25 protein-coding genes are annotated in these 24,696 nt (G+C 66.9%); 13 read left to right on the plus strand and 12 right to left on the minus strand.

What is annotated here, in order from left to right; genetic code table 11:
* The first annotated feature begins 100 nt into the window (after nucleotides 1-100).
* Together GON09_RS20765 and GON09_RS20770 are read left to right on the plus strand one after the other, a co-directional pair.
* The gene (locus GON09_RS20765; RefSeq protein ID WP_213933490.1) at nucleotides 101-544 is read left to right on the plus strand and encodes a VOC family protein; all 444 of its coding nucleotides are present in this window, start codon (nucleotides 101-103) and stop codon (nucleotides 542-544) included.
* A 22-nt stretch (nucleotides 545-566) separates the two neighbouring features.
* Nucleotides 567-1,409 (plus strand): SDR family oxidoreductase, encoded by an 843-nt coding sequence (locus GON09_RS20770; protein ID WP_213933491.1) that lies wholly within the window; start codon nucleotides 567-569, stop codon nucleotides 1,407-1,409.
* On the opposite strand, the gene GON09_RS20775 is transcribed toward GON09_RS20770, so the two are convergent.
* Nucleotides 1,395-2,048 (minus strand): TetR/AcrR family transcriptional regulator, encoded by a 654-nt coding sequence (locus tag GON09_RS20775; RefSeq protein ID WP_213933492.1) that lies wholly within the window; start codon nucleotides 2,046-2,048, stop codon nucleotides 1,395-1,397. The genes GON09_RS20770 and GON09_RS20775 overlap by 15 nt on opposite strands.
* A 131-nt stretch (nucleotides 2,049-2,179) precedes the next feature.
* On the opposite strand from GON09_RS20775, the gene GON09_RS20780 reads away from it, so the two are divergent.
* The 6 genes from GON09_RS20780 to GON09_RS20805 are packed head-to-tail and all read left to right on the plus strand — an operon-like array spanning nucleotide 2,180 to nucleotide 8,773.
* On the plus strand, nucleotides 2,180-3,478 hold the full coding sequence (locus GON09_RS20780) for a hypothetical protein (RefSeq protein ID WP_213933493.1): 1,299 nt from the start codon (nucleotides 2,180-2,182) through the stop codon (nucleotides 3,476-3,478).
* Complete coding sequence (locus GON09_RS20785; RefSeq protein ID WP_213933494.1) at nucleotides 3,479-4,882, plus strand: acyl-CoA reductase; 1,404 nt, start codon at nucleotides 3,479-3,481, stop codon at nucleotides 4,880-4,882.
* Complete coding sequence (locus GON09_RS20790) at nucleotides 4,875-5,924, plus strand: aldo/keto reductase (RefSeq protein ID WP_244865582.1); 1,050 nt, start codon at nucleotides 4,875-4,877, stop codon at nucleotides 5,922-5,924. The genes GON09_RS20785 and GON09_RS20790 overlap by 8 nt, the downstream gene beginning before the upstream one ends.
* 32 nt (nucleotides 5,925-5,956) lie before the next feature.
* Nucleotides 5,957-7,390 carry an aldehyde dehydrogenase family protein gene (locus tag GON09_RS20795; RefSeq protein ID WP_213933495.1) on the plus strand — a complete coding sequence of 478 codons (1,434 nt, stop codon included), beginning with the start codon at nucleotides 5,957-5,959 and terminating at the stop codon, nucleotides 7,388-7,390.
* Between the two features lie 10 nt (nucleotides 7,391-7,400).
* Complete coding sequence (locus GON09_RS20800) at nucleotides 7,401-7,856, plus strand: carboxymuconolactone decarboxylase family protein (protein ID WP_060650806.1); 456 nt, start codon at nucleotides 7,401-7,403, stop codon at nucleotides 7,854-7,856.
* On the plus strand, nucleotides 7,853-8,773 hold the full coding sequence (locus tag GON09_RS20805; RefSeq protein WP_213933496.1) for an NAD(P)-dependent oxidoreductase: 921 nt from the start codon (nucleotides 7,853-7,855) through the stop codon (nucleotides 8,771-8,773). The genes GON09_RS20800 and GON09_RS20805 overlap by 4 nt, the downstream gene beginning before the upstream one ends.
* Before the next feature lie 41 nt (nucleotides 8,774-8,814).
* Here the strand turns inward: GON09_RS20805 and GON09_RS20810 are convergent, their stop codons facing one another.
* Complete coding sequence (locus GON09_RS20810; protein WP_213933497.1) at nucleotides 8,815-9,486, minus strand: TetR/AcrR family transcriptional regulator; 672 nt, start codon at nucleotides 9,484-9,486, stop codon at nucleotides 8,815-8,817.
* 83 nt (nucleotides 9,487-9,569) lie between these two features.
* Here GON09_RS20810 and GON09_RS20815 point away from each other — a divergent pair, with 83 nt between their 5' ends.
* The 3 genes from GON09_RS20815 (at nucleotide 9,570) to GON09_RS20825 (ending at nucleotide 12,254) form a co-directional block, all read left to right on the plus strand.
* The gene (locus tag GON09_RS20815; RefSeq protein ID WP_213933499.1) at nucleotides 9,570-10,241 is read left to right on the plus strand and encodes a hypothetical protein; all 672 of its coding nucleotides are present in this window, start codon (nucleotides 9,570-9,572) and stop codon (nucleotides 10,239-10,241) included.
* Complete coding sequence (locus GON09_RS20820; RefSeq protein WP_213933500.1) at nucleotides 10,238-10,999, plus strand: SDR family NAD(P)-dependent oxidoreductase; 762 nt, start codon at nucleotides 10,238-10,240, stop codon at nucleotides 10,997-10,999. The genes GON09_RS20815 and GON09_RS20820 overlap by 4 nt, the downstream gene beginning before the upstream one ends.
* Nucleotides 11,000-11,066: 67 nt before the next feature.
* On the plus strand, nucleotides 11,067-12,254 hold the full coding sequence (locus GON09_RS20825; RefSeq protein WP_213933501.1) for an IS701 family transposase: 1,188 nt from the start codon (nucleotides 11,067-11,069) through the stop codon (nucleotides 12,252-12,254).
* Nucleotides 12,255-12,422: 168 nt separating this feature from the next.
* On the opposite strand, the gene GON09_RS20830 is transcribed toward GON09_RS20825, so the two are convergent.
* From GON09_RS20830 to GON09_RS20875, 10 genes are all read right to left on the minus strand, one after another.
* Nucleotides 12,423-13,184 carry an SDR family NAD(P)-dependent oxidoreductase gene (locus GON09_RS20830; protein ID WP_213933502.1) on the minus strand — a complete coding sequence of 254 codons (762 nt, stop codon included), beginning with the start codon at nucleotides 13,182-13,184 and terminating at the stop codon, nucleotides 12,423-12,425.
* 182 nt (nucleotides 13,185-13,366) lie between these two features.
* Nucleotides 13,367-14,164 carry an NAD(P)-dependent oxidoreductase gene (locus GON09_RS20835; RefSeq protein WP_213933503.1) on the minus strand — a complete coding sequence of 266 codons (798 nt, stop codon included), beginning with the start codon at nucleotides 14,162-14,164 and terminating at the stop codon, nucleotides 13,367-13,369.
* Complete coding sequence (locus GON09_RS20840) at nucleotides 14,161-14,979, minus strand: NAD(P)-dependent oxidoreductase (RefSeq protein ID WP_213933504.1); 819 nt, start codon at nucleotides 14,977-14,979, stop codon at nucleotides 14,161-14,163. The genes GON09_RS20835 and GON09_RS20840 overlap by 4 nt, the downstream gene beginning before the upstream one ends.
* 28 nt (nucleotides 14,980-15,007) lie before the next feature.
* Nucleotides 15,008-15,937, minus strand: a complete 930-nt coding sequence (locus GON09_RS20845; RefSeq protein WP_213933505.1) for an alpha/beta hydrolase — start codon at nucleotides 15,935-15,937, stop codon at nucleotides 15,008-15,010.
* A complete protein-coding gene (locus GON09_RS20850; RefSeq protein WP_213934550.1) occupies nucleotides 15,934-17,589 on the minus strand; it encodes a thiolase C-terminal domain-containing protein in 1,656 nt (551 codons plus the stop codon). The genes GON09_RS20845 and GON09_RS20850 overlap by 4 nt, the downstream gene beginning before the upstream one ends.
* An 87-nt stretch (nucleotides 17,590-17,676) precedes the next feature.
* A complete protein-coding gene (locus GON09_RS20855) occupies nucleotides 17,677-19,023 on the minus strand; it encodes a cytochrome P450 (RefSeq protein ID WP_213933506.1) in 1,347 nt (448 codons plus the stop codon).
* 47 nt (nucleotides 19,024-19,070) lie between these two features.
* Nucleotides 19,071-19,262, minus strand: a complete 192-nt coding sequence (locus GON09_RS20860; RefSeq protein ID WP_213933507.1) for a ferredoxin — start codon at nucleotides 19,260-19,262, stop codon at nucleotides 19,071-19,073.
* A gap of 85 nt (nucleotides 19,263-19,347) precedes the next feature.
* Nucleotides 19,348-20,208 (minus strand): mycofactocin-coupled SDR family oxidoreductase, encoded by an 861-nt coding sequence (locus GON09_RS20865; RefSeq protein ID WP_213933509.1) that lies wholly within the window; start codon nucleotides 20,206-20,208, stop codon nucleotides 19,348-19,350.
* A gap of 40 nt (nucleotides 20,209-20,248) precedes the next feature.
* Nucleotides 20,249-20,953, minus strand: coding sequence for an SDR family NAD(P)-dependent oxidoreductase (locus GON09_RS20870; protein WP_213934551.1), 705 nt, complete (start codon nucleotides 20,951-20,953; stop codon nucleotides 20,249-20,251).
* The gene (locus GON09_RS20875) at nucleotides 20,950-21,759 is read right to left on the minus strand and encodes a TauD/TfdA dioxygenase family protein (protein WP_213933510.1); all 810 of its coding nucleotides are present in this window, start codon (nucleotides 21,757-21,759) and stop codon (nucleotides 20,950-20,952) included. The genes GON09_RS20870 and GON09_RS20875 overlap by 4 nt, the downstream gene beginning before the upstream one ends.
* Before the next feature lie 210 nt (nucleotides 21,760-21,969).
* Between GON09_RS20875 and GON09_RS20880 the strand changes: the two genes are divergently transcribed.
* Nucleotides 21,970-23,466 carry an aldehyde dehydrogenase family protein gene (locus GON09_RS20880; protein WP_213933511.1) on the plus strand — a complete coding sequence of 499 codons (1,497 nt, stop codon included), beginning with the start codon at nucleotides 21,970-21,972 and terminating at the stop codon, nucleotides 23,464-23,466.
* On the plus strand, nucleotides 23,463-24,668 hold the full coding sequence (locus GON09_RS20885; RefSeq protein ID WP_213933512.1) for a CaiB/BaiF CoA transferase family protein: 1,206 nt from the start codon (nucleotides 23,463-23,465) through the stop codon (nucleotides 24,666-24,668). The genes GON09_RS20880 and GON09_RS20885 overlap by 4 nt, the downstream gene beginning before the upstream one ends.
* The last annotated feature ends 28 nt before the right edge of the window (nucleotides 24,669-24,696 follow it).

Consider the following 24,696-nt stretch of genomic DNA (forward strand, 5'->3'; position numbering starts at 1 on the left):
GCCTCCCTTCCATCGGTGAGAATATCTATCTCGATACCAAGAATCTCATTCTTGCACGACCGAAGAGCAATTGGAACACCTACCTCCGGAGGCGCAGAACATGAAGGCCGAAGACCTCTTCCACCTCGGGATCGTCACCGACGACCCGCGCGCCGCCCGCGACGAACTCTCGGCGCTGCTCGGATACGAGTGGGGACCGCAGGTGGGCGGAGCCGTCGACGTGACGCTGCCGGACGGCGACCGGATCGTCGATCTGCAGTGCTCCTATTCGGTCACCGAACCGCGGATCGAGATCGTCTCGGCCGTGCCCGACACACCCCTGTGGGCTGCGACCTCCGGTATCCACCACCTCGGCTACTGGTCGGACGACGTCGAGTCGGACTGCCATCTTCTCGAGAAGGAAGGATTCGCCGTCGAGGCCACCCGCGCGCTGCCGGACGGCGGTATGTTCTTCGCATTCGCCCGCAGCCGACGGGGCGTGCTCGTCGAACTCGTCACCCGCACCGCCGAATCCGGACTGTCACGGTGCTGGGCGGCGTCCTGATGATCCGAGAGGACTGCATGTCATGACCACGGTGGGGATCGCGACCGGAGCCGGTCGCGGAATGGGATACGCGTGTGCTCAGCGCATGGTCGGTACCGTCGACGCGTTGTTGCTCGTCGATCTGGACGCCGACGCCGTCGGTGCCGCCGTCGACGAGTTGGGTGGGGGCCGGACGCGAGTCGAACCGTTCGTCCTCGATGTCACCGACGTCGACGGGCTCGAGCGACTGGCTGCGCGCGTGACGGAACTCGGGACCCTGCGATCGGTCGCGCACGCCGCGGGCATCTCGCCGACCATGGCCGACTGGCGACGTATCTTCGCCGTCGACCTGGTCGGAACCGCGCGGCTCGCCCGGGTGCTGCGTCCACTCGCGACCGCGGGCACCGCGTCGGTCTACTTCGCCTCGATGGCACCGAACATCGGGCGGATGCAGCCGTCGCCGGAAGAGACCGCCGTGCTCGCGGACCCACTCGCCGAGGACTTCCTCGACCGTCTCCGGGAGGTCGTGGGGGAGGCGATCGAACATCCCGGCGTCGCCTATGCATGGGCGAAATACGGTGTGCAGCAGTTCGCGCGCGACGAAGCCGTGCGGCTCGGGGCGGCCGGTGCCCGCGCATGCTCCGTGTCGCCGGGCATCATCGACACTCCGCAGGGCCGGCAGGAGGCGGACCACAACGAGTCGATGGGCGAGATGGTGCGGGCGACGCCGCTCGGCCGCACGGGCCGTGCCGAGGAACTCGCCGCCGTCGTCGCATTCCTGTTGTCCGACGAGGCGAGTTTCGTCAACGGCACCGATGTGCTCGTCGACGGTGGTGTGGTCGCGTCGATCATTTCGGGAGCGGGACGCGCGTCAGTCCGGACGTAGGCCGCGCAGGAACAGATTCACGACCGCCCGGACGTGGGCGTCGACGTCCTCGGCCCCACGCACGATCCCGAACGAGGCCAGACGTGCGGGACCACCGGACGCCATGGCCAGGAACAGTTCCGCGAGCGTGTCGGGATCGTCGGCGACGATGCTTCCCGTCGCCGCGTGGCGGCGGAGCAGGTCTGCGACCTGCTTTCTGCGTGGCCAGTAGCCGGGTCCGAGCGCCTTCCGGGCGATGTCCGGATAGCGCGAGGCGTAGGCGATGGCGACCTGCTGGAGTTTGATCATCGACGGGTCGAGGGCGCGCCGGACGGCGGCCTCCGCGACGGCGGTCAGTGCGTCCCCGAGATCGTCGTAGTCGGGGATCTCGGGTTCGGGGGTGGGCCAGTCGGTGCGCTGCATGGCCCAACCGAGGACGGACCGGAAGACGTCCTCCTTGGCCGGGAAGCGCGCATACAGCGACGGTTTCGTGGTGCCGGCCGCCGCGGCGATGGCGTTCATCGTCGTGCCCTCGTAACCGTTCTCGAGGAACAGTCGGAGCGCGGACTCGCGTACCGCGTCGTCGAGTCGGCTCGCTTCCTCCCTGGTGGGCCGTCCACCACGGCGTCGAGTGTCCTTCTCGCTGCGGGTCGGGGTCATGAGGGAAGTGTGCCAAATCGTTCCGGGTCTGGACACGAAACTTTCCCGGCGGGTATGGTTATGGCACTTCTTTATCTATACCTCCCAGTCAAGTTATCGATGTTCCGTACCCAGAGGGCCGGAGGACTCACATGACAGAAACAACCCTGCAGAAAGACATTGCCGCGACGCTGAACGCGTACTTCCAGGAACGGCGCGACCAGGTCCCCGTGCTCGCCCAGCGCGCCGCCGACCAGGGCATCGAGGAGATCCGCTCGCGTGAGGACATGATCCCCCTGCTCTTTCCGCACACCACCTACAAGAGCTATCCCGAGACGCTCATCGCGAAAGGCCGATGGGAGCAGATGAACCGCTGGCTCGGTTCGTTGTCGAGCCACCCTGTCGACGACGTCGACGTCTCGGAGGTCACCGACGTCGACGGCTGGATCGCCGCCCTCGAGCAGGCCGGCCACATGGTGTCGAGTTCCAGCGGAACCAGCGGCAAGGGTTCCTTCCTCAACAAATCCCCGCGCGATCTCGAGGTCAACAAGCAGAACCTGCTGGACTGCTTCACCGCGCTCGGTCTGCCGCCGGAGAAGCGGTGGCACGTCATCCCGGTGGGTCCCGAGACCGGCCAGACCCAGCACAACGGCGTGCGCGACCTGATCATCCGCGAGTTCTCCCGTCCGGACGCCCTCCCGCTGTTCGAGGGGGCACCCGCCGAGGGATTCCACCGCTACATGGCCAAGCTGTCGGCCATGCGACGGGCGATGGCCGACGGCACCGCCGCACCCGACGACATCGCACGCTTCGAGGCCGAATCCGCCGAGCGCGCCGCTCAGCAGGATCGGCGGCTGCACCACTTCGCCGACCAGATCATCGCGCGCCGGTCCGAGGACATCCTCTTCAGTTCCCAGTTCCCGCAACTGTTCCGGCTCTGCGAAATTCTGCGAGAAAAGGGTGTCCGCGAGGGCGACATCACCGGCAACAACGCGCTCACCAGCGGCGGCGGTCTGAAGGGTACGAACCTTCCTGCCGACTACCAGGAACAGATCTACCGGCTGCTCAACATCGTCCCGGAGCGCTTCCTGCACTACTACTCGATGCAGGAACTCAACAACCGCATGTTCAAGTGCCCCGAGGAGGGTCGCTACCACGTGCCGGACGAGATCGTGCTGTTCGTCCTCACCAAGGACGGAAGCGCCCTCGCCGAACCCGACGGAAACATCGTCGAAGGACGTGCCGCCTTCGTCGACACCACCGTCGACGGACGGTGGGGCGGAACGATCTCCGGCGACAGGATCACCGTCGATCTCGGAACGTGCCCGTGCGGCCGGCCCGGCGAGACCGTGCTGCCGAACATCGTCCGCTACTCCGACCTCGGCGACGACGACAAGATCACCTGTGCCGGAACGATGGACGCCTACGTCCGCGGACTCTCGGGAGAATAGATGACCACCACTGCACCTGCCCGGACCCGGATCAAGGTCCCGCACTTCGTCCGCGGCGAGATCGTCTGGGGTGAGGACAGCGAATACCTCTCCCGCGACTTCGGCGTCCCCTTCGTCACCCCGAAGCTCGAATACAACGGTCTGTTCGCGCCTCGTTCGGAGGTCGGGCCGGCATTCGACGTCCCGGTCTCCGAGATCATCGACTTCCTCGTGGAGACCGCGCAGTACCTGACCCTGGAGAAGAACGAATACCTCCAGGAATCCCTCGAGATGACGGTCCAGGTGAGCGCCCTTCCCCGCCGGATCATCGAGAACACCTTCGCCCGGCCGGGGCAGTTCCTCACCCGGCAGGCCCTCGAATACCGGCTCGAGCGCACCTTCGGTGGCCTCGACGTGCTCGACGGCTGGGCCGAGCGCACGGATCCGAACGGCAACGTGAGCCGGGTCCGCGCCTTCCCGCCGCGCCTGGTCCACATGATGGCCGGGAACTCGCCGAGTGCGGCGATGACCACCATCGCCGATGCCGCACTCACCAAGGGCGTCAACCTGTTCAAGATGCCCTCGGCCGACCCGTTCACCACCGTCGCGGTGCTGCGCACCATGGCCGACATCGCCCCCGGCCATCCGGTGCTCCGGTCGATGTCCGCCGTGTACTGGCGCGGCGGCGACGAGAAGGTCGAGAACATCCTCTACCGCTCCCAGTACTTCGACAAGCTCGTCGCATGGGGTGGCGGCTCGGCGATCGAGAACGCCGCCCGCTATGCCGGACCGGGTTTCCAGTTGATCTCCTTCGACCCCAAGGTGTCGATGTCGATCGTCGGCCGCGAGGCCTTCGAATCCGACGAGACCCTGCGCGAGGTCGCCGAACTGGCCGCCCTCGACGCGACCATCTTCAACCAGGACGCGTGCCTCGCAGCGCGGCACATCTGCGTCGAGGGTGACGACGAGCAGATCGACCGGTTCTGCGCACTACTGCACGAACGACTCGGCGTGGACCGGGACTTCGCCGAGGCTATCGGACCGAAGCCCGACGCCGAGATCCGCGACGCCGTCGAGGGAATGCGTTTCCTCGAACCGGATTACAAGGTGTGGGGCAAGCCCGACGGCAGCGGTCTGGTGGTGCGTTCACCGGAGATGGTCGACTTCCATCCGACCAACAAGACCGTCAACGTCCTCCCGATCTCGACGCTGGACGAGGCCGCCTCCTACGCTACCGTGGCCACCCAGACCGTCGGCGTCTACCCGTTCCACCGCAAGGCGGAGATCCGCGACCGGCTCGCCACCGCGGGCGTGCAGCGCATCGTTCGTCTGGGCAGCGCGTTGAAGGGCAGCATGGGCGGCCCGCACGACGGCATGTATCCGCTGCACCGCTTCGTCAACTGGGTGGTGGACGACGATGCCTGAGCCTTATGACGGCACCATGGCCCAGCGCGTGCTCGGATCGTCGGGCATCCGGGTGAGCGAACTGTGTCTCGGTGCGATGACCTTCGGTACCGAATGGGGTTTCGGCGCCGACGAGGAGACCTCCCGCCGTGTGTACGACGACTACCGCGCCGCGGGAGGCAACTTCGTCGACACCGCGAACAATTACACCAACGGGGCGAGCGAAGAGATCCTCGGCCGGTTCATCGCCTCCGAGCGCGACGAGGTGGTGGTGAGCACGAAATACACCCTGCCCACCGACCCTCGTGACGTGAACTCCGGTGGCAGCAACCGCAAGAGCCTGCGCCGCAGCGTCGAGACCAGTCTGCGCCGGCTCGGTACCGACCATCTCGACGTACTGTGGGTCCACGCGTGGGACCGGTGCACGCCCGCCGAGGAAACGCTGCGCGCGCTCGACGATCTGGTGCGGTCGGGCAAGGTGCTGTCCATCGGCGTCTCGAACACGCCCGCATGGGTGATCGCGCGTTCGGACGCCATCGCGGAGCTCCGGGGGTGGACCTCCTTCTGCGCCCTGCAACTCGAGTACTCGCTGCTCGCTCGCACCCCGGAGCGTGAACTCCTGCCGATGGCCGACGGTCTCGGCCTCTCGGTGTGCGCGTGGAGCCCCCTGGCGCGAGGCGCACTCGCTCGCGACCACACCGACGAGGCCATGGCGCGCTTCCCCGAGAAGATGCGCAACGTCCTCGACGTCACGAAGGAGATCGCCGACGAACTCGGTACCTCCAGCGCACAGGTTGCGCTGGCATGGGTGCGGCACCGCGGACTGATGATCTCGGTCGGCGCCCGCACGTCCGACCAGTTGCGCGACAACCTGGGAGCACTCACGTTGCAGCTCGATCCCGCACAGATCACACGTCTCGACGAGGTGTCTGCGGTCTCGATGGGGTACCCGCACGATTTCCTTCACCAGCGACGTGAGATGTTCGATCCGGAAGCGTTGCCGCCGATGGGTTCTCCCCACACACCCGAGACGGTGGAACCGGCTGCAGCGCACTCGTCCTGAGAACCATCGGACTCCTCGCGGAAGGCGACATCATGGACAGACTCGACCATTGGATCGACGGCAAGTCCGTAGCACCGAGCAGCGGCGACTATCTCGATGCCACCGACCCCGCGACCGGTCGTACGGTGCGGCACGTCGCGAGGGGTACCGCAGCGGACGTCGATGCAGCGGTGCGTGCGGCGGTTGCCGCCGGACCGGCATGGTTGCGGATCCCCGCGCTCGCGCGCGGACGGATGCTCGTCGACCTGGCCCGGGCGATGCGCGAGGACGTGGACAACCTGGCGGCCCTCGAGACGAGCGAGACGGGTAAACCGTCGAAGGTCGCCCTCGCCGAAGTGGAGAACTCGGCCACGTACTTCGAGTTCTACGGCGGTCTCGTGGGCATGCCCGCGGGGGAGACTCTCGACGTCGCCCCGGACCAGCACGTCTACACCGTCCGTGAGCCGTTCGGCGTCATCGGTGTGGTCACTCCCTGGAACCTTCCGCTCAATCAGTCGGCGCGCGCCTGCGCACCGGCGTTGGCTGCGGGAAACACGGTGGTTCTCAAACCGTCCGAGTACACCTCGGCGTCGAGCGTGCGTCTCGCGCAACTCGCGAGCGACGTCGGATTCCCGCCCGGCACGTTCGGCGTCGTCCTCGGCACCGGCGGGGAGGCCGGTGCCGCACTCGTCCACCATCCGGAGATCGCCAAGGTGGCGTTCACCGGTTCGGTTCCCACCGGCCGGGTCATCGGCGGTATCGCTGCCGAGCGGATCGTGCCGCTCACTCTCGAACTCGGTGGCAAGTCGGCGAACATCGTCTTCGCCGACGCCGACCTCGACGCCGCGGTCGCCGGTGCTGTCCAGGCCTTCACCTCGAACGCCGGGCAGGTGTGTTCTGCAGGAACCCGGCTACTCGTGCAGCGCGAGGTGCACGACGAATTGGTGCGCCGACTCGTCGAGAAGGTCGAGGCGATCCGGGTGGGTACCGACATGGGACCGATCATCACTCGCAGCCAGTTCGAGAAGGTGCAGGAGTACTTCGAGATCGCCGAGTCCGAAGGTGTGCGCGTCGAAACCGGTGGGCGGGTCTCTGCGATCGCAGAACGGACAGGGGGATTCTTCGTCGATCCCACCGTCTATACCGGGGTGGACAACGCGATGCGGATCGCCCGGGAGGAGATTTTCGGTCCGGTCCTCGTCGTGATCCCGTTCGACACCACCGACGACGCCGTGGAGATCGCGAACGACTCCGACTACGGACTCGTCGCCGGAGTATGGACGAGGGACGTCTCCCGAGCCTTGACGGTGAGCGGACGGATACGCGCCGGGCAGGTCTTCGTCAACACCTGGTCCACGGCCTCGGTGCAGACCCCGTTCGGGGGTTGGAAGAACAGCGGTTACGGCCGGGAGAAGGGCGTCGAGGCGCTGCATCACTACGGTCAGGTCAAATGCGTGACCGTCAAACTCGATTCGTCGCGGATGTGAAAGGGCAATGATGACAACACAGGTCGGGCTCGACGATACCGTGCGTGCGGCGCACCGGACGGTCCTCGACTCGGGGCTCGCGGTGCGCCGCGAGGTCCTCGGGGACGAATACGTCGACGCCGCGCTGTCGCGCAATGCCGGCACCGACGGTGAGGGACTGCAGGAGTACGTCAGCGAATTCGTCTGGGGTGGCGTGTGGACCCGGGACGGTCTCGAACGCCGCGACCGGTCGCTCGTGACCATCTCGCTCCTGATCGCCCTCGGACAGCACAACGAACTCGCCACCCATGTGCGGACCGGAATACGGAACGGATTGTCGCGCAGGGAGATCTCCGAGACGGTCGTTCACGCGACGGCGTACGTCGGATGCCCCGCGGGCATCGCGGCGATGCGCGTCGTGCAGCAGGTCCTCGTCGACGAACTCGGTCCTCTGCAGGACGATGAGACGGCGGAGGCGGGCGCATGAGCGATTCGAGTGCGCCGGTGACCCTCAGGACCGTAGGTCATATCGGCCTCGGCGCTATGGGACGTCCCATAGCCCGGAACTTCGTCCGCGGTGGCCGGAGCCTGATCGTGCGCGACGCCGATCCTGCCGCCCAGCAGCAGTTCGTCGACGAGAACCCCACCGCGGTCGGTGCCCGCGGCTCCGAGGACTTCGCCGACTGTGACGTGGTCGTCCTGGTGCTGCCCACGAGCGACATCGTCGACTCGGTCGTGTTGTCCGAGGACGGTCTGCTGCACCATCTGCGGCCGGGTTCGGTCATCGTCGACATGGGATCGAGTGTGCCGACCCGTACGCAACGTCTCGCCGAGATCGCTGAGGAGAAGGGCGTGCGCGTCGTCGACGCCCCCGTGAGCGGCGGTGTCGCGCGCGCCGAACAGGGCACCCTCGCTGTGATGGCCGGCGGTGACGCCGCCGTGGTCGACGGGGTGACGCCGCTGCTGCAGGAGACTGGCAGCGAGATCATTCGCGTCGGACCCGTCGGATCGGGTCATGCCGCCAAGGCGCTGAACAATCTCCTCGCGGCGAACAACGTGCTCGTCGCGGCGGAAGCCCTGCTGGTGGGGAAGAAGTTCGGCATCGACCCGGCGACCCTGCTCTCGGTCTTCAATGCCGGCAGCGGCCGCAATCAGGCCACCGAGACGAAGTACGAGAAGTTCGTGCTCTCACGCACTTTCGATTCCGGTTTCGCGGCGGCGTTGATGCGTAAGGACGTCGGGATCGCCCTCGACCTCGCACACGATCAGGGCATCAGCCCTGTGCTGGGCGAGGCGATCGGGAAGGTGTGGAACGCCGCTGTCGAGGCGCTCGAGCCGGGCGTCGACCAGACTGCGGTGGTCCGGTACCTCGAGCGGGCTCACGGGGTGTCGCTGGAAGACTGACTTCGGTCCACGGCTCCGCCGTCATTCCCACGGCTCCGCCGTCATCTCTCCGGCTCCGTCGTCATCCGCTCTCGTGCAGCCGTCGCGGCACCGTTGCCCACCAGCAGCCACAGCGTGGTGATGTCGTCGATCAATCGCTCGATGCTGCCGTGCCCGGGTTCGCGGAGCCAGGCGAGTACCGCTTCCCCTGTGCCACCGACCAGGAAGGCGGGAGCGATCGTCGCGAGGCTGTCCGCTTCGAGCGCCACGTCGTGGATCGTGCGCGCGTGCTCGACGAGGAGCGCGGTCAATCCGTCGAGCGCGTGTGCGCGGTGTTCGAGGGTGCCGAGCGAGGCGGAGACCGGGCCGAAGAGGGTGTGTGCCTTGCGTGGATCCTCGACCAGACTCCGAATCACCGCGTCGAGTGTGGCGTGCGCACGAGATGCGAGATCTTCTTCGGGGGAGTGGGCCGAGAACGCGGACAGCGCGGCCGCCGCGACGGTCGCGGCGACGGAGTCGACGACGGCCCGCGCCACGTCGTCGAGGCTCGAGAAGCTCTCGTAGAAGTAGCGCTTGTTGAGTCCTGCTCGTGTGCAGAGCGCGTCGACCGTGGCAGCACGCCACACGCCGTCTCCCATCAGATCCAGCGCGGCGTCGATCAGCCGGTCCTTACGTTGCTGCGCTCGTTCGGCAGCCGGAACACCGCGGTAGTTCTGGCCGGATGTCGTGGACATGGACGCCATCGTCTCATCCTTGACCTCCTCGGTTATCTGGTACAGAATCATGCCAAATTATTCGGCGAGCCCGGGAGCTACTCGTGCCCTCACCATCCGCTCATACGAACCACACCGACCAGCACGTCGGCGCTCTTCTCACCGAACTGCGAAGCCTGGCCGAGCACTCGCCGGCAGTGGCACGCAAGGAGACGTGGGAACTCCTCGAACGTCTCGCGCGTGAGGATCGGCGTCCCGAGATCGCGACGTTGTGGGCGCAGGGCCGCCCACCCGAGGTCATGGACGGAGCGCTCGAGGGACTCATCATGGGATCGATGTGGGGCACCCCCGAAACGAAACTGGGGTCGCTGCTGATCAAGATCCATCCCACCTGGCTCGGGAAGACGTTCGACATGTCGTCGGGCACCGGCTTCAACCGGCTCGTGAGGTTCTCGCAGCCGATCTTTCTCGTGATCGCCGCGGGATACCGTTCGTTCCGTTCGGACCGCAGGGTGATCGAAGGATTCCACTTCCGGCACTCGCTGCAGACGGCGGCGATCGCGCCGCACATCCGGGTGCGGGCACTCGATTACGGTGTTCCGGAGTTCGGTAACCCCTCGGTCCGGACGTTCCCGATCGCACGCACCCGCGACGAGGTCGTCGAGTTGGTTCCCGGCGTCTACCTCGGCCGGGCGCTGCTGACGCACTCGAACGGCACGATCGCGCCGATCGCACATTTCGCTCTCCGGGACCGGCTCGGGACGGACCTGGCGTGATCTCGCTCGAGAACGCGGTCGTGGTCGTCACCGGGGGTGCGCAGGGAATCGGGCGCGCGACGGCCGCTCGGCTCACTCGACTCGGCGCGCGGGTGTGGATCGGAGATGTCGACGAGGAAGGCGTAGTCCGCACCGCCGACGAGTTGGGTGTTCGCGGTGCCCGACTCGACGTGACCGACGCGGCCTGCTTCGGTGCGTTCCTCGATCGTGTGCAGACGGACGGTCCGATCGACATGCTCGTCAACAATGCCGGTGTCATGCAGACCGGGGCGTTCCTGGACCTGCCGATCTCCGGCCACGCCGACGAGATCGGCGTCAATCTGCTCGGTGTGGTGCACGGCATGCGTCTCGTTCTGCCCGGCATGGTCGAGCGACGACAGGGACATGTCGTCAATCTCGCGTCGATGGCGGCCAAGATCACCACACCGCAGATGGCGACCTATTGTGCGACGAAGTTCGCAGTCGGGGCGCTCTCGCGGGCGGTCCGTGCGGAGATCCGTGGCTCCGGTGTCACCGTCTCCACCGTGCTCCCGGCCGCGGTGCGAACCGACATGACGAAGCGTTTCACGCTGGGGTCGGTGATTCCCACGTCCGAGGCCGACGACGTCGCACGGGCGATCGCAACGACGGTGCGTCGTCCACGGCCCGAAGTGACGATTCCGGGTTGGCTCGGCGGTATGGATCTCGTCGAGGCAGCAGTCACCGAATCGATTCTCGACCGGGTCAAGAGCATCGTCGTCACCCGGGCGATGCGCTGAACCGTGTCCGTCATACTGCAGCCGCAGTTTGTGATCCGGCGGCCCGTCTGGTAGTTGATCTTGTGTGATGCAGGTGGAGGTGCAGCAGTGGTCGTCGGGGTTCGCGGCGTTCTGTGGCCGGTTCGCGCCGCGGTTCTCCCGGGTGGAGTCGCGGCGGCGGATGGTCGCCTACATCCGGGGATTGCTCGGTGAGCTCGAACGCAAGAACGGCTGGACCCTGGCCGAGGCGGCCGGGGATGCCACCCCGGACGGGATGCAGCGGCTGCTGAACTTCTATGCCTGGGACTGCGACGGGCTGCGTGATGATGTGCGGGAGATTGTGGCCCAGACGATCGGCGACGAGACCGCCGGGGTGTTGATCATCGACGAAACCGGTTTTCTGAAGAAGGGCAGCACATCCGCCGGGGTGGCCCGACAGTACTCCGGTACTGCGGGACGGATCGAGAACTCGCAGGTCGGGGTGTTCCTGGCGTACGCCTCGCTGACGGGTCGGGCGTTGATCGACCGGGAGTTGTATCTGCCCAAGTCCTGGACCGACGACCGGCAGCGGTGCCGGGACGCCGGCATCGACGACAGCATCGAGTTTTCGACGAAACCCGAACTGGCCCAGTCGATGATCGAACGTGCGCTCGATGCCGGCCTCCCGTTCGGCTGGGTCACCGCCGACGAGGCCTACGGGCAGGCCGGCCAGCTGCGCCTGTGGCTCGAATCCCGCGGGGTGGCACACGTGTTGGCGGTACCGAAGTCGCAGATGGTGGTCACGATGCGGCTGCAGCGCCGCCGCGCCCACAGCGTGATCGCCGACCTCGACGAGTCGGTCTGGCAACCGATGAGTTGCGGCGACGGTGCGCATGGTCCCCGGATCTACGATTGGGCCGCCGCCCCGATCCGGCCGCTGCGCGAACGGGGCCGGGGTCATTGGCTTTTGGCCCGTCGCTCGCGGACCGACCCGGAGCAGATCGCCTACTACATCTGCTTCGGGGCCGCCGACACCACGCTCGACGAACTCGTCCGGGTAGCGGGCAGTCGGTGGGCGATCGAGGAGTGCTTCCAGACCGCGAAGAACGAGACCGGCCTGGATCACTATCAGGTCCGCGGTTACACCGCCTGGTACCGCCACATCACCTTGTCGATGGCCGCAGCCGCCTTCCTGACGATCCTGCGCCGCGACGCAGAAAAAGGGGCTGCGTTACCGGTTCCGAAGCGGACACCGCCGCACCGAACCCACCACCCGAGGGTCGGCATGCACTGCTGATTTCTTTCTCTGTCAACGAGATCCGACGACTGTTCAACCGCATCGTCGACCCGGTCCGTCATTCGCCCGCACACATCTGGCGTTGGTCGCTATGGCGGCGCATGCACCAAACCCGAGCACGCCTATGTCACTACGCTCGAAGACATCACAAACTGCGGCTGCAGTACGTCACCGCAGCACGGTGCCGCCGTCCACGTTGACCACCTGCCCGTTGATCCACGATCCGTCGTCGGACATCAGATAGGCGACCATGCTCGAGATGTCCGCGGCTTCACCGAGCCGAGTGCTGCGCGTGCGCGCGAGCATGCCGGCCAGCAGTTCCGGTGCCGCTCCGTTCCGGATCTCGTCGGTGAGGATCAGTCCCGGTGTCACCGCGTTCGCCCGGATACCTTCCCGTCCCCAGCGTGAGGCCACGTGCCGCGCGAGCGCGTTGATGGCCGCCTTCGTCGCCGAATAGGCAGGACGCTGCGGGTCGCCGGTGAACGAGGCGATGGACGAGGTGTAGACGATCGCGCCGCCCCCGCGCTCGAGCAGTTTCGGGACGCTGTGGCGGGTGACGAGCATGTGGCCGCGCAGATTCACGGCGACCGTCCGGTCCCAGATCTCCAGGTCGATGTCGACGACGTCGGTGTCCTTCGTGACGGCGCCCATGTCGCCGGCATTGATGTGGACGGCATCGAGCCCGCCGTACGTCTCGACGGTCTTCGCGACCAGCGCCCGCACGGATTCGTCGTCCGAGATGTCGAACTGCGCCGCCACCGCGGTACCACCGGTTTCGGTGATGGTGGTAGCCGTGCGTTCGGCGCCTTCGTAGTTCAGGTCGCCGACCACCACGCGGGCGCCCTCACGGGCGAGGCGGCGGGCGGAGTCGGCACCCAGACCGGTCGCGGCACCGGCGACCAGCACGATCTTGTCCTTCAGACCTTCCACGACATAACCTTTCGATCGATGAGAATCTGCGGCTCGAGTATGTGCGCACCGCACGGACAGAAACACCCTGCCCGACAGTCGGTTTGTGTCCGCCAGGTGTGCAAGTGCGGTGAGGCGTTCGGTGCGGACGGCGTCCCGCGCAGTGGAGCGGGGCCACCACCCGGGACGCCTCGCCGGACCGCCTACCGGGTGTGTGCGTCGATGGCCGTGTCGAGGACCCCGAGGTCTCCTCCGAGCTCCGACACGGCGGCGCGCACCACCGCTACATCCTTGGTCAGGAATTCACCGACAGCGCTGCGAAATTCCGACACCGATCCACGCATGGCGATGTTCCCCATGACCTTGCACGACGAACTGCCGTGGGGGAGAGCGGAGAACAGTGCCGCCTCGTCGACTCCGAGCTGACGGCCCAGCTCGGCCGCCTCGGCGAGCAGGCCGATCTCCGCCGCGAACAGGGCGTTGTTGACCAGCTTGACCTTCTGCCCGCTCCCGGGAGTGCCGACGTGCAGGACGGGATCACCGTAGCTCTTCAGCACCGGCGTCACGGCGGCGACAGCGTCGTCCGTCCCGCCGAGGAACAACGTCAGCGCACCGGCCGCGATGTCGTGCGGACCGCCGCTGACGGCCGCGTCGATCACCGCGACTCCGTACGGCTCGGCCGCGGCAGCCAGTGTCTCCACGGTGCGCGGGCTGATCGTGGTGTGGACGACGAGGGTCGAACCTCGCGGCATCCGTCCGAGCACACCGCCGTCGAGGCACACCTGCCGTACCTGCTCGTCGGTGAACACGCAGACGACGACGAGTTCGGCGTCGATGCCGATACCGGTGATGTCGCCGACCGCGACCGCGCTGATCTTCTCCACGGCCGCCCGAGCATCATCGTGCCGCGCAAGCACGTGCACGTCGTGTCCGCCCTCGACCAGTCGCTCGATCATGGGCAACCCCATGCGTCCGGCGCCGACGAAGTGCACGCGACTCATCGCGGGTGTCCCATCTTCTCGAGGCTCGCGTCGGCCGTGGTGAAGGTGACCCCCTCGGGGATCCCGGCTGTTGCGGCAAGACCGGCCACGAGGCTCACGTCCTTCTTCAGCAGCTCACCGGCGTGCCCGCCGATCCGGTCGAGGCTGCCCCCGGCCGACACCACGCGTCCGAGCGCGAAGCTGTTCGCGGAGCCGTGCGAGACGACCTCACCGAGACGGGCAGGATCTACGCCGAGTTCCGCACCGAGCGCCAGGGTGTTCTCGGCGAGCACCAGGTTCGCCGTGAACAACAGGTTGTTGAGGAGCTTGGTGACCAGCCCCGCTCCGGTGTCCCCGAGGTGTACCACCGGATTGCCGTAGGTGGAGAACACCGGCCGGCACCGCTCCACGACATCGCTGTCGCCGCCGACCATCACGAGCAGGGTGCCTGCGGCAGCGCCCATTCCGCCGCCGCTGACCGGAGCGTCGACGAGCGACACACCGCGTTCGCGTGCGGCCGCTGCCAGTTCGCGGCAGGTGTCCGGATGGATCGTGCTGTGCACCGCGATGACGCCGCCCTCGTTCATCCCCTCGAGGATGCCGTTCTCGCCGGTGATCACCTGCCGAACGTCGTCGTCGTCGACTACGCACAGGCAGACGAGGTCGCTGACCGCGGCGAGTTCCGCAGGTGACTGCGCATACTTCGCCGCCGTATCGGCATAGGGAGCAAGCGATTCCGGGCGGCGGGCCCAGAGCGTCGTCTCGTAACCCGACTCGACGATTCGGCGGGCCATCGGCCCACCCTGGCTTCCGAGTCCGATGAATCCGACACGCATCACAGTGCCTCCGATCGGGGATTGGACGTCATAGGGGCGGTGCCTCCCGGTGTGCGATGCACTCGTCGACGAATGCGAACACCGTCCGGTGGTAGGCCGGGCCGGCGTAACCGATGCTGAGATTGTGTCCACCTCCGGGATGAAGGTGCAAGGTCACACCCGGTGCCGCCGTGAACATCTCAGCGACGTCCTCGAGTGCCTGCGCGTCGTTGCGCCAGACCTTCTCGTGTTCGGCGGCGGTGAAGTGCACAGGCACTCGGACCTGTGCGGCGAGGGCAGGGAAGTCGACGGTCGGCCAGCCGGCGGTGACGTCGGCCTCGTAGTCGGGCGTGCGCGCGGCGATCACGGCACCGCCGACGATGTCCGGCGGGTACAGATCGGCGGGAGTCCACAGCAGTTCACCGACACCGCGGGCGTTCGCGTACCGCTCGCGGGTGCCGAGAATGCCTGCGGCGAGGGCGTGGTGCTCGCGCCCGGTGCCGGACAGTTCGACGCCCAGGATCTCCTCGTGCCGGTTCTCGACCGCCATGCGTACCGTGAGCTCGCTCCCGACCGAATGACCCCACAGGAACAGGCCCGCACCGCGGGGTGACGTGCCGAGCAGGGCGTCGACGGTGCGGTAGGCGAGATCGACACGCACATCCGGAGCACCCAGCTCCTCACGGTGCGGTCGCGACTCGCCGTAGCCGGGACGATCCGGGGCGATCACAGTGAAACCGTGCGCCACGGCCTCGCGCATCATCGACAGCTCGGGGTGGCCGGGGCAGTCCCAGTAGGCCGCGCGGGCGGCACCACCGTGCAACGCCACGATCACGGCGCGCGGTTCGGGTGCTTCGGCGACCAGAGCGGACATCGGGATGCCCTCGACATCGACGACGCGGGCTACGGGTGAGTCGTCTCCCGCGCCGCCGATGTGAGCCTCCTCGATCGGTGAGGACTGTGTGCGGGCAGTGCTCATGTGTCGCTCCGCAGCAGCATCGCACTGCCGGGAGTGAGCCCGCCGCTGCTGACCACGGCGACGCGGGCGTCGCGCACCTGGCGGTCGCCGGCCTCGCCGCGCAGCTGGGTGACCGCTTCGTGGACGAGGCCCATTCCGTGGGTGCGGCCGTGCGAGAGCTGCCCGCCGTGGGTGTTGAGGGGGAGGATGCCGTCGCGGGCGATGTTCTTCCCGCCGTCGAGGAAGTCCTTCGCCTCGCCGATCCCGCAGAAGCCGAGGGCCTCGATCCACGACAGCGCGTTGAAGGTGAAGCCGTCGTAGAGCTGTGCGACGTCGACATCCTCGGGTCGCAGCGACGTGCGGGTCCACAGATGGGCGGCCGGTCCGAGGACCTGCGGTTCATGGGTGAGCGTGCTCTGATCCCACTCGATGCGTTCGACGATCTGGGTGCCGACGGCCTCCACACGGACGGCCGGTCCGGGCAGGTCCTTCACGGTGTCCGCAGCGGAGACGATGACGGCGACTGCGCCGTCGCACGGCACGTCGCAGTCGTACAGGCCGAACGGGGTGGTCACGGGCCGGGCCGACAGATAGTCGTCCATGGTCAGGGGGTCGCGGTAGATCGCGCCCGGATTGAGTGCGGCGTTCGCGCGCTGGTTCAGCGCGATCCAGCCGAGCGTCTCGCGGGTGGTGCCGTAGCGGTGGAAGTGCCGCTGGGCGTTCTGAGCGAGGGTGTGCGCGGCGGAGATACCGCCGAAGGGCACCATCCAACTGGGGGTGCGTCCGCCGGGCGGCGTGATCTGCCCGACCTTGACGAGTTCGTTGTAGGTCGACTCCCACAGGGTGCGGTAGCACAGTACGTGCCGGGCGAGACCGCTCGCGACGGCGAGCATCGCGGCGATCACCGATCCGCTGGGTCCGGGGGTCTCGATGCCGCCGTTGAACCAGGTGGGACGCAGACCGAGAGCGGATTCGACGGCGGCGACACCGCCTTCGCCGAAACCGATGATCGGGCCGGCGCCGGGATAGGTCGACAGGCCGTCGATGTCGTCCATCGTCAAGCCGGCGTCGGCGACGGCGCGTTCGCACGCCTGCACGGTGAGAGAGACGGGGTCGACCATGAGACGCCGCCCGATGTCGGACATACCGATACCGGTGATGGCGACCTTGTCCTCGAACTTGTCCGGACTCGCGGGCGGGCGGATGTGGAGGCGGATCTGTTCCGGTTCGATCTCGTCCACGGGCAGCGGAGCAGGTGCTCCCTGCTCCGCTGCCGGACGGAAGAGCGGCAGCCAGACGTCGCCGTCCCGATGGAAGACGACCTCCATGCGCATGCCGAGTTCGAGTTGCTCGGCATCGCATTCGACCGCATTGGTGGTCAACCGCACCCGGGAATCCTCCTCGAGTGCGACCTGCGCGATGACGAACGGGGGAGGAAGGCCGGGTAGACCGAAACGGTGGTTGACGGTGAACCCGATGAGCGTCGCGTAGCCGGAGACGACGCGCACACCCATCTGCTTCTCCCGGCAGTACCGGCAGACCGGTTGCGGCGGATGGATGAGAGCCGAGCACGACTCGCATTCCTGGATCCGCAACCGGCCGTCCTCGCCGGAGGTCCAGAAGAACTTGTTCTGCAGGGTCAGTTGGGGGAGGGGGCGTCCGGACACCTTCACCGGGGCATCGCCCGTCTCCCGTTCGACCACTGTCGTCTCAGCCACCGATACCGGCCTTCCTCACTCCTGGTGCACGTTCGAGCGGTGTTACTTGGCGGCGGTGATGGGTGCCGCGAGTTCCTGCTCGTCGATCTGGACCTGCAACTTCTCCAACGTCTCGTCGAGGCCGGCGCCGAGGCGCTTGCCGGGCGTGAACGTCGCCGGGAGGTGCCGCATGCCCTGGATGACGCCGATGGAGTCGTAGTGCACCGTCGTCTCCGGATCGCACGTGTAGTCGGGCATCCGGTCGAGAACGGCGAGCAGCATCCGCTTGAACACCGTGCGTGCCAGGTTCGACCCGATGCATCGGTGGACACCCAGTCCGAAACTGAAGTGGCGGTTGCCCTTCCGCTCGAGATCGATCGAGTTGGGGTCGTCGAACAGCTCGGGATCGCGGTTGGCCATCGCCCACGACAGCCACAGACGCTCGCCCTCCTTGAACTGCGTGCCCTTGAACTCGCAATCGGTGGAGAACGTGCGACCGTCGCCCGGCGACGGGGTGAAGTACCGCAGGAACTCCTCGGTGGCGCTGTCGAGCAGGCTGTCGCGTTCGTTGCTGAGACGCTCGCGCTCGTCGGGGTTCTGACTCAGCCACTCGAATGCGTGCGAGGTCAGTGCTGTGGTGGTGTCGAAGCCACCGCCGATCAGCAGGCTGAGGATGCCGAGAAGCTCCATGTCGTCGGGCTTCTCGCCGAGCACCTCGACGTCGGCGATCGCGTTGATCAGACCGGGGCGGGGATTCTCGCGGATCTCGAACAGGTTCGTGATCAGGTCGATGCCCATGTTGCGATGCAGTTCGCTGACGCGGGCGACGTCCGGGGAGTCCGGCGGGGTGTAGATCGCGGCGTGAACGGGCTCGCAGTACACCTCCCACTTCTTGATGGGGACACCGAGCATGGCCAGGGTGATGACGGCCGGCACGATGTTCGCGAGATCGTCGACGAAGTCGATCCGTCCGCTCTCGATCTTCTCGTCGAGGCTCGCGCGCACGACCTCGTCGATGATCGGGATCCACTTCTTGATCGCCGCCGGGGAGAGGTAGGGGTTGAGCAGGGCGCGGAACTCCCGGTGCTCGGGGTCGTCCATCTCCAGGATTCCGCCGCGCACGCCGGAAGCGCGCTCGGCCGTCGGAATCATGATGCCCTTGTAGCCTTTTCGGACACCCTTGATGTCGTGGTCGTTGGAGACGTTCGGCGAGCGGACGAGGTTGAACACCTCGTCGCTGCCCGCGGCGACCCAGTGGCCGCCGTGGGTGTCCGACCAGGCCATCGGGCATTTCGACTGCATCTCTTCCGTGATCGGAAGGAAGTTGTCGCGGTAGTCGGGTGCGTGCCGGTCGAACTGGTAGACCGGAGTGCGGTGGGATGTGTCGGCAACGACGTCGTCGACGCTCATGACTGTCCTCTCTGACGCTTCGATCGGGGCTGTCGAAACGTTGGTGGTCAGGAGATCTCGATGGCCTGCTCGGGGCAGGACCGGGCTGCTTCGCGCACGTTCTCCTCGAGATGCGCGGGCACGTCCTCCACGATTGCGGTGGCGTGGCCGTCGATGTCGCTCAGTTCGAATACTTCGGGTGCGGCCATGGCACACAGGGTGTGGCCCTGGCAGCGTTCGGGGTCGACTCTGACCTCCACGGTGTTCCTCCCGGTCGATGATGTGTACTGGTCCGGTCCGGCAACGTCCTGTCGTGTACGGGGGCTGCCCGCCACGATCGAACGGTCAGATGTGGTAGTCGTACCACTTGAGGTAGCCGCCGCCGTCGACGCGCATCTGCATGCCGGTCACGTAGCGCGATTCGTCGGACGCGAGGAAGAGCACCATGTTGCTCGAATCCTCGGGTTCGATGTACGGGATCGGCATGGCCTGCTGCACACCGAAGGCGGGCTCCGCGTCCTCGCGCCTGGGATGCTCGAGGTCGGGGCGGAAGGAGCGGTACATCGGTTCGCTCTGCAGCATGTCGGTGTTGCAGTTGGTGGGGTGCAGAACGTTCGCGCGGATCATGCGCGGCGCGAGATGGGTCGCGAGCGTGTCGATGAACTGGGACAGTGCCCGCTTGGAGAACACGTAGGCGACGCCGCCGAGATCCTTGCCGGGCTGATCGACCTTCGACACGTCCATCAGCGCCGCCGTGGAACCGGTGGCGATGATGGAGGCGCCTGCCTTCAGGTGCGGCAGGGCGGCGTGGACGGCGTTCATCGTGCCCACGAGGTTGGTGTTGACCACGTCGGTCCAGGCCTGGGTCTGGGGCTCGCCCTTCATGCCGGCGACACCGGCCTGTGCGACGACGACGTCGAGCTTGCCGAACTCGGCGACACCCCGCGCCACAGCGTCGTCCATCTGCGCTGCGTCACGGACGTCGGCCTGGATCGCGACGATCCGGCGGCCTTCCTTCTCGACGAGCCGGACGGTTTCCTCGAGGTCCTCCGGCGTGGCCATGGAGTACCCCATCGAGTCGATATCCGTGCAGATGTCGACAGCGATGATGTCGGCACCCTCGGACGCGAGCTTGACCGCGTGGCTGCGGCCCTGGCCGCGCGCCGCGCCGGTGACGAACGCGACCTTGCCTTCGACACGTCCCACTGGTTTGTCCTTTCGATCGTGTTTCGGCGGAGTGGGTGGATCAGGTGTTGCGTCCGCCGTTGACTCCGAGGATCTGGCCGGTGATGTATCCGGCCTCCTCGGAGATCAGGAAGGAACAGGCGGCGGCGATGTCCTCGGGTCGTCCGACTCGGCGGACGGGTGTGCGCTGGATGTGTTCGTCGATGGTGCCGCCGAGGAGGCCCTTCTCGGCCGAGCGGTGCAGCATGGGGGTCTCGACGAAGCCCGGGGGTACGGCGTTGACCGTGATTCCGGACGGGCCATATTCCAGCGCAAGCGATTTGGTGAGTCCATTGACGCCGGCCTTGGAGGAGACGTAGGCGGTCATGAACTGCTGACCCGACTGTGCACTCGACGACGAGATGTTGACGATGCGTCCCCAGCCGGCCTCGAGCATGTCGGGCAGCGCGGCCTGCACGCAGTGGAAGACGCCACCGAGGTTGACGTCGACGACCTTCTGCCAGGTCGCGTAGTCGATGTTGTGGAAACGCTTGTAGAGCTCGAGACCCGCGCCGTTGACGAGGATCGTGACGGGGCCGAGTTGTTCGCGGATCCGGGCGAAGGCATCGTCGACCTGCGCGCGGTCGGAGACGTCGACCTTGTACTCGAGCTCCTCACCGGAAGGATTGAGATCGAGCACCGCGACCTGGTGGCCGTCCTTGCGCAGACGCTCGGCGATCGCCTTGCCGATTCCGGAACTGCCGCCGGTGACTACTGCTGTCTTCACTGCCACGGTTCGTCACCGACGATCGTGGTGCGCCGCATCAGTCGTTCCGACGACGGGTCGTAGGGGAGTGCGCGGTGCAGCATGCCGGTGTTGTCCCACACGACGAGGTCACCGACCTCCCATTCGTGCGAGTAGCTGAAGCGCTCCTGTGTGGTCCACGCGAGCAGTTCGTCGAGGAGTTCGCGGCTCTCCTCGGGACGCATGCCGACGATGTGATCGGCCGTGGCCCCGATGACGAGGGAGCGTCGTCCGTCGCGGCGCTCCCAGACCAGGGAGGACTCGCGGGGCGCGAGTGCACGCCAGCGCGCGACCTGCTCCTCGGTGGGGTCGGGATAGACCAGACGCTGGGCGGCCTCGAAGCTGTGCACGACGCGCAGACCCTCGTACCGCTTCTTCTCGTGGTCGGGAAGATTCTCGTAGGCGGCGTAGGTGCTGGCGAATTCCGTTCCGCCACCGACCATTGCAACGTGGCGAGCGGTGAGCGTGGTGGCCTTCGCCGGCACCTCGTTGGTGGTGTCGTCGATGTGCCAGTGGAACGTGCCCTTGAGGTACTCGGCCGAGGGCGTCTTGGCGGGGTCCAGCGAGACCGTGAAGATCTCCTGACCCGGCGCCGGCATGACGACCTTGCCGAGCTTGCGGCTGAAGGCGAGCTGGGCCTCATCGTCCAGGTCGATACCGCGCACGAGAAGTACGCCACGCCATTTGAGTGCTTCGAGCAGCTGCGCGACCACACGGTCGTCGTTGAGGTCATCCAATCCGGTGACTTCTACACCCAGTGCTGGGCTGAGGGCTGTAGTGCTGATCACAAGAATCTCCCTTCCGGTTGCGAGAACCATACTCTCGGCTGATTGGAGGCCGCAAGACCCGGAGAATTCGCCCATGTGAGCCACTGTCGAGTGGTGGGGATCACTTCTGGGGCTACCCCACCGGACTGCTCCTTGCTAGAGTTCTCGAAAGTCGAACAGATTTATTCTCTGATCTGAGAATGCGATTTCCATACGATGCGAGGAGACGGGATGTCAGTGCAGGAGAACGGAGCCACCGCGGTGGCCGACGCCGCGACCACCGGAGTGACGAAGCGGCTGCTGATCGACGGGAAGCTCGTCACCGCCGAGCGCACCTTCGCTTCCTACAATCCGGCGACCGGTGAACTTGTGGGTCACGCCCCCGACGCCGGTGTCGAGGAGGCCGAGGCCGCTATCCGTGCAGCGCGACGCGCATTCGACACGACCACCTGGTCGACCGACGTCGAGTTCCGGATCAAGTGCCTCGACCAGCTCTACAAGGCCCTGCGCGACAACGTCGAGGAACTGCGCGAGCTGACGATCGCCGAGGTCGGCGCCCCGCGCATCCTCACCCACGGCAACCAGGTCGATGCGCCGCTCGAGATCGTGAAGTACTACGCCGACCTCCTGCGGAACACCGAGTTCACGGAGGACCTCGGCGACATCGAGTTCCGGGGCCAGCCGCACCGGCGCTGGGTGGAGAAGGAAGCGGCCGGCGTCGTCGCCGCGATCGTCGCCTACAACTACCCGACCCAATTGGCCATGGCGAAGCTGCCGGCCGCGCTCGCCGCGGGCTGCACGGTGGTGCTCAAGGGCGCACCCGACACCCCGCTCGTCACCCAGGCCCTCGCCGAGATCATCGCCGAGCACACCGACATCCCGGCCGGTGTCGTCAACATCATCTCGTCGTCGCAGGTCGCGCCCGGCGAGCTCATGACCACCCACCCGGACGTCGACGTCGTCACCTTCACCGGCTCGACCCCCGTGGGCAAGAAGATCATGGCTGCGGCCGCGGATTCGCTCAAGAAGGTCTTCCTCGAACTCGGCGGTAAGTCGGCGCTCATCGTTCTCGAGGATGCCGACTTCGCGACCGCCGCGCAGTTCGCCGCCTTCAGCATCTGCTCGCACGCCGGTCAGGGCTGCGCTCTGACCACGCGTCTGCTCGTCCCCCGCGACCAGCACGACGAGATCGTCGCGCAGGTCGCCGGGATGATGCAGCACGTGCCCTACGGTGATCCGTCGAACCCGAAGATCTACATGGGCCCGGTCATCAGCGAGAAGCAGCGCGAGAAGATCCACGGCATGGTGGAGCGCGCTGTCGCCGACGGCGCGACCCTCGTCACCGGTGGCGAGAAGGTCGATCCGGGCTGGTTCTACAAGCCCACCCTGCTCGCGAACGTCGACCCGGACAGCGAGATCGCGCAGGAAGAGGTCTTCGGGCCGGTCCTCGCCGTCATCCCGTTCGACGACGACGACGATGCAGTGCGGATCGCCAACAACTCCAAGTACGGTCTGTCGGGCGGTGTGCTCACCGCCGACGAGGAGCGCGGCATCGCCATCGGTCGCCGCATCCGCACCGGTACCTTCTCGGTCAACGGCGGCAACTACTTCAGCCCCGACGTGCCGTTCGGTGGCTACAAGCAGTCCGGCATCGGCCGTGAGATGGGCAGGGCCGGACTCGAGGAGTTCCAGCAGCTCAAGGCGTTCTCCAAGGCGGTGACCTCGTGAAGCCGCTCGACGGCGTCCGCGTCGTCGAGGTCGCGATGTACGGTTTCGTTCCCTCCGCGGGCGCGGTGCTCGCGGAGTGGGGCGCCGACGTCGTCAAGATCGAACACGCGGTGACCGGCGACCCGCAGCGCGGCCTGCGGCAGACGGGAACCCTTCGCGTCGAAGGCGATCCGAACCCCAACGTCGAGCACGCCAACCGCGGCAAGCGCAGCCTCGGTCTGGACATCTCGATCCCCGAGGGCCGGGAGGTGCTGCTCGAGCTCGTGCGCACCGCCGACGTCTTCCTCACCAGCTTCCTGCCCAAAGTGCGGACCAAGCTGCAGATCGACGTCGACGACATCCGCGCGGTCAACCCGAAGATCGTCTACGCGCGGGGGAGTGCGCTCGGCCCGCGCGGTGTCGAGTCCGGCAAGGGCGGATACGACATGACGGCCTTCTGGGCGCGCGCCGGTGTCGCCGCCACGCTCACCCCGCCCGGCATCGAGGGGATGATCGCGCCTCCCGGACCCGCCTTCGGCGACACGATCTCCGGCACGAACCTCGCCGGCGGTATCGCGGCGGCGTTGTTCAAGCGTGAACGTACGGGCGAACCCTCGGTGGTCGACGTCTCGCTGCTCAGCAGCGGGGTGTGGGCGATGGGCCACACGATCGCACTGTCCGCGCATCTCGGGCAGCACATGGAAGCACCGAAGGCCGGTGGCCACGGAGCACCGACGAACCCGCTCTCGGGTGTCTACGGCACGGCGGACGGACGCTACATCTCGTTCGTGATGCTGCAGCCCGCACGGTTCTGGGCCGACGTGTGCAAACACATCGACCGCCCCGAACTCATCGACGATCCGCGCTTCGCGGACGCCGCGTCGATCGCAGCGAACACCGCGGATGCCGTCGAGATCCTCCGCGAGGTCATCGGCAGCCGCCCGCTCGCGGAATGGGTCCAGCGGTTCGGCACGCTCGCCGGGCCGTGGGCACCGGTCCAGGACTCGCTGCAGGTCGCGAGCGACCCGCAGGTTCGCGACAACGAATATCTGGTCAAAGCAGGGGAACTCGAACTCGTCGCCAATCCGGTGCAGTTCGACGTGACGCCGCCGCAGACCGGGCCGGCACCCGAGTTCGCCGCCCAGACCGAGGAGATCCTGCAGGAGCTCGGTCTGGACTGGGAGCGAATCATCGAGCTCAAGACAGCGGGCGCAGTCACCTAGTCGGGGGCTGCACCCGGTTCAGGGAGGG

The sequence above is a fragment of the Rhodococcus sp. B50 genome (genome assembly GCF_013602415.1).
GTDB lineage: Bacteria > Actinomycetota > Actinomycetes > Mycobacteriales > Mycobacteriaceae > Rhodococcus.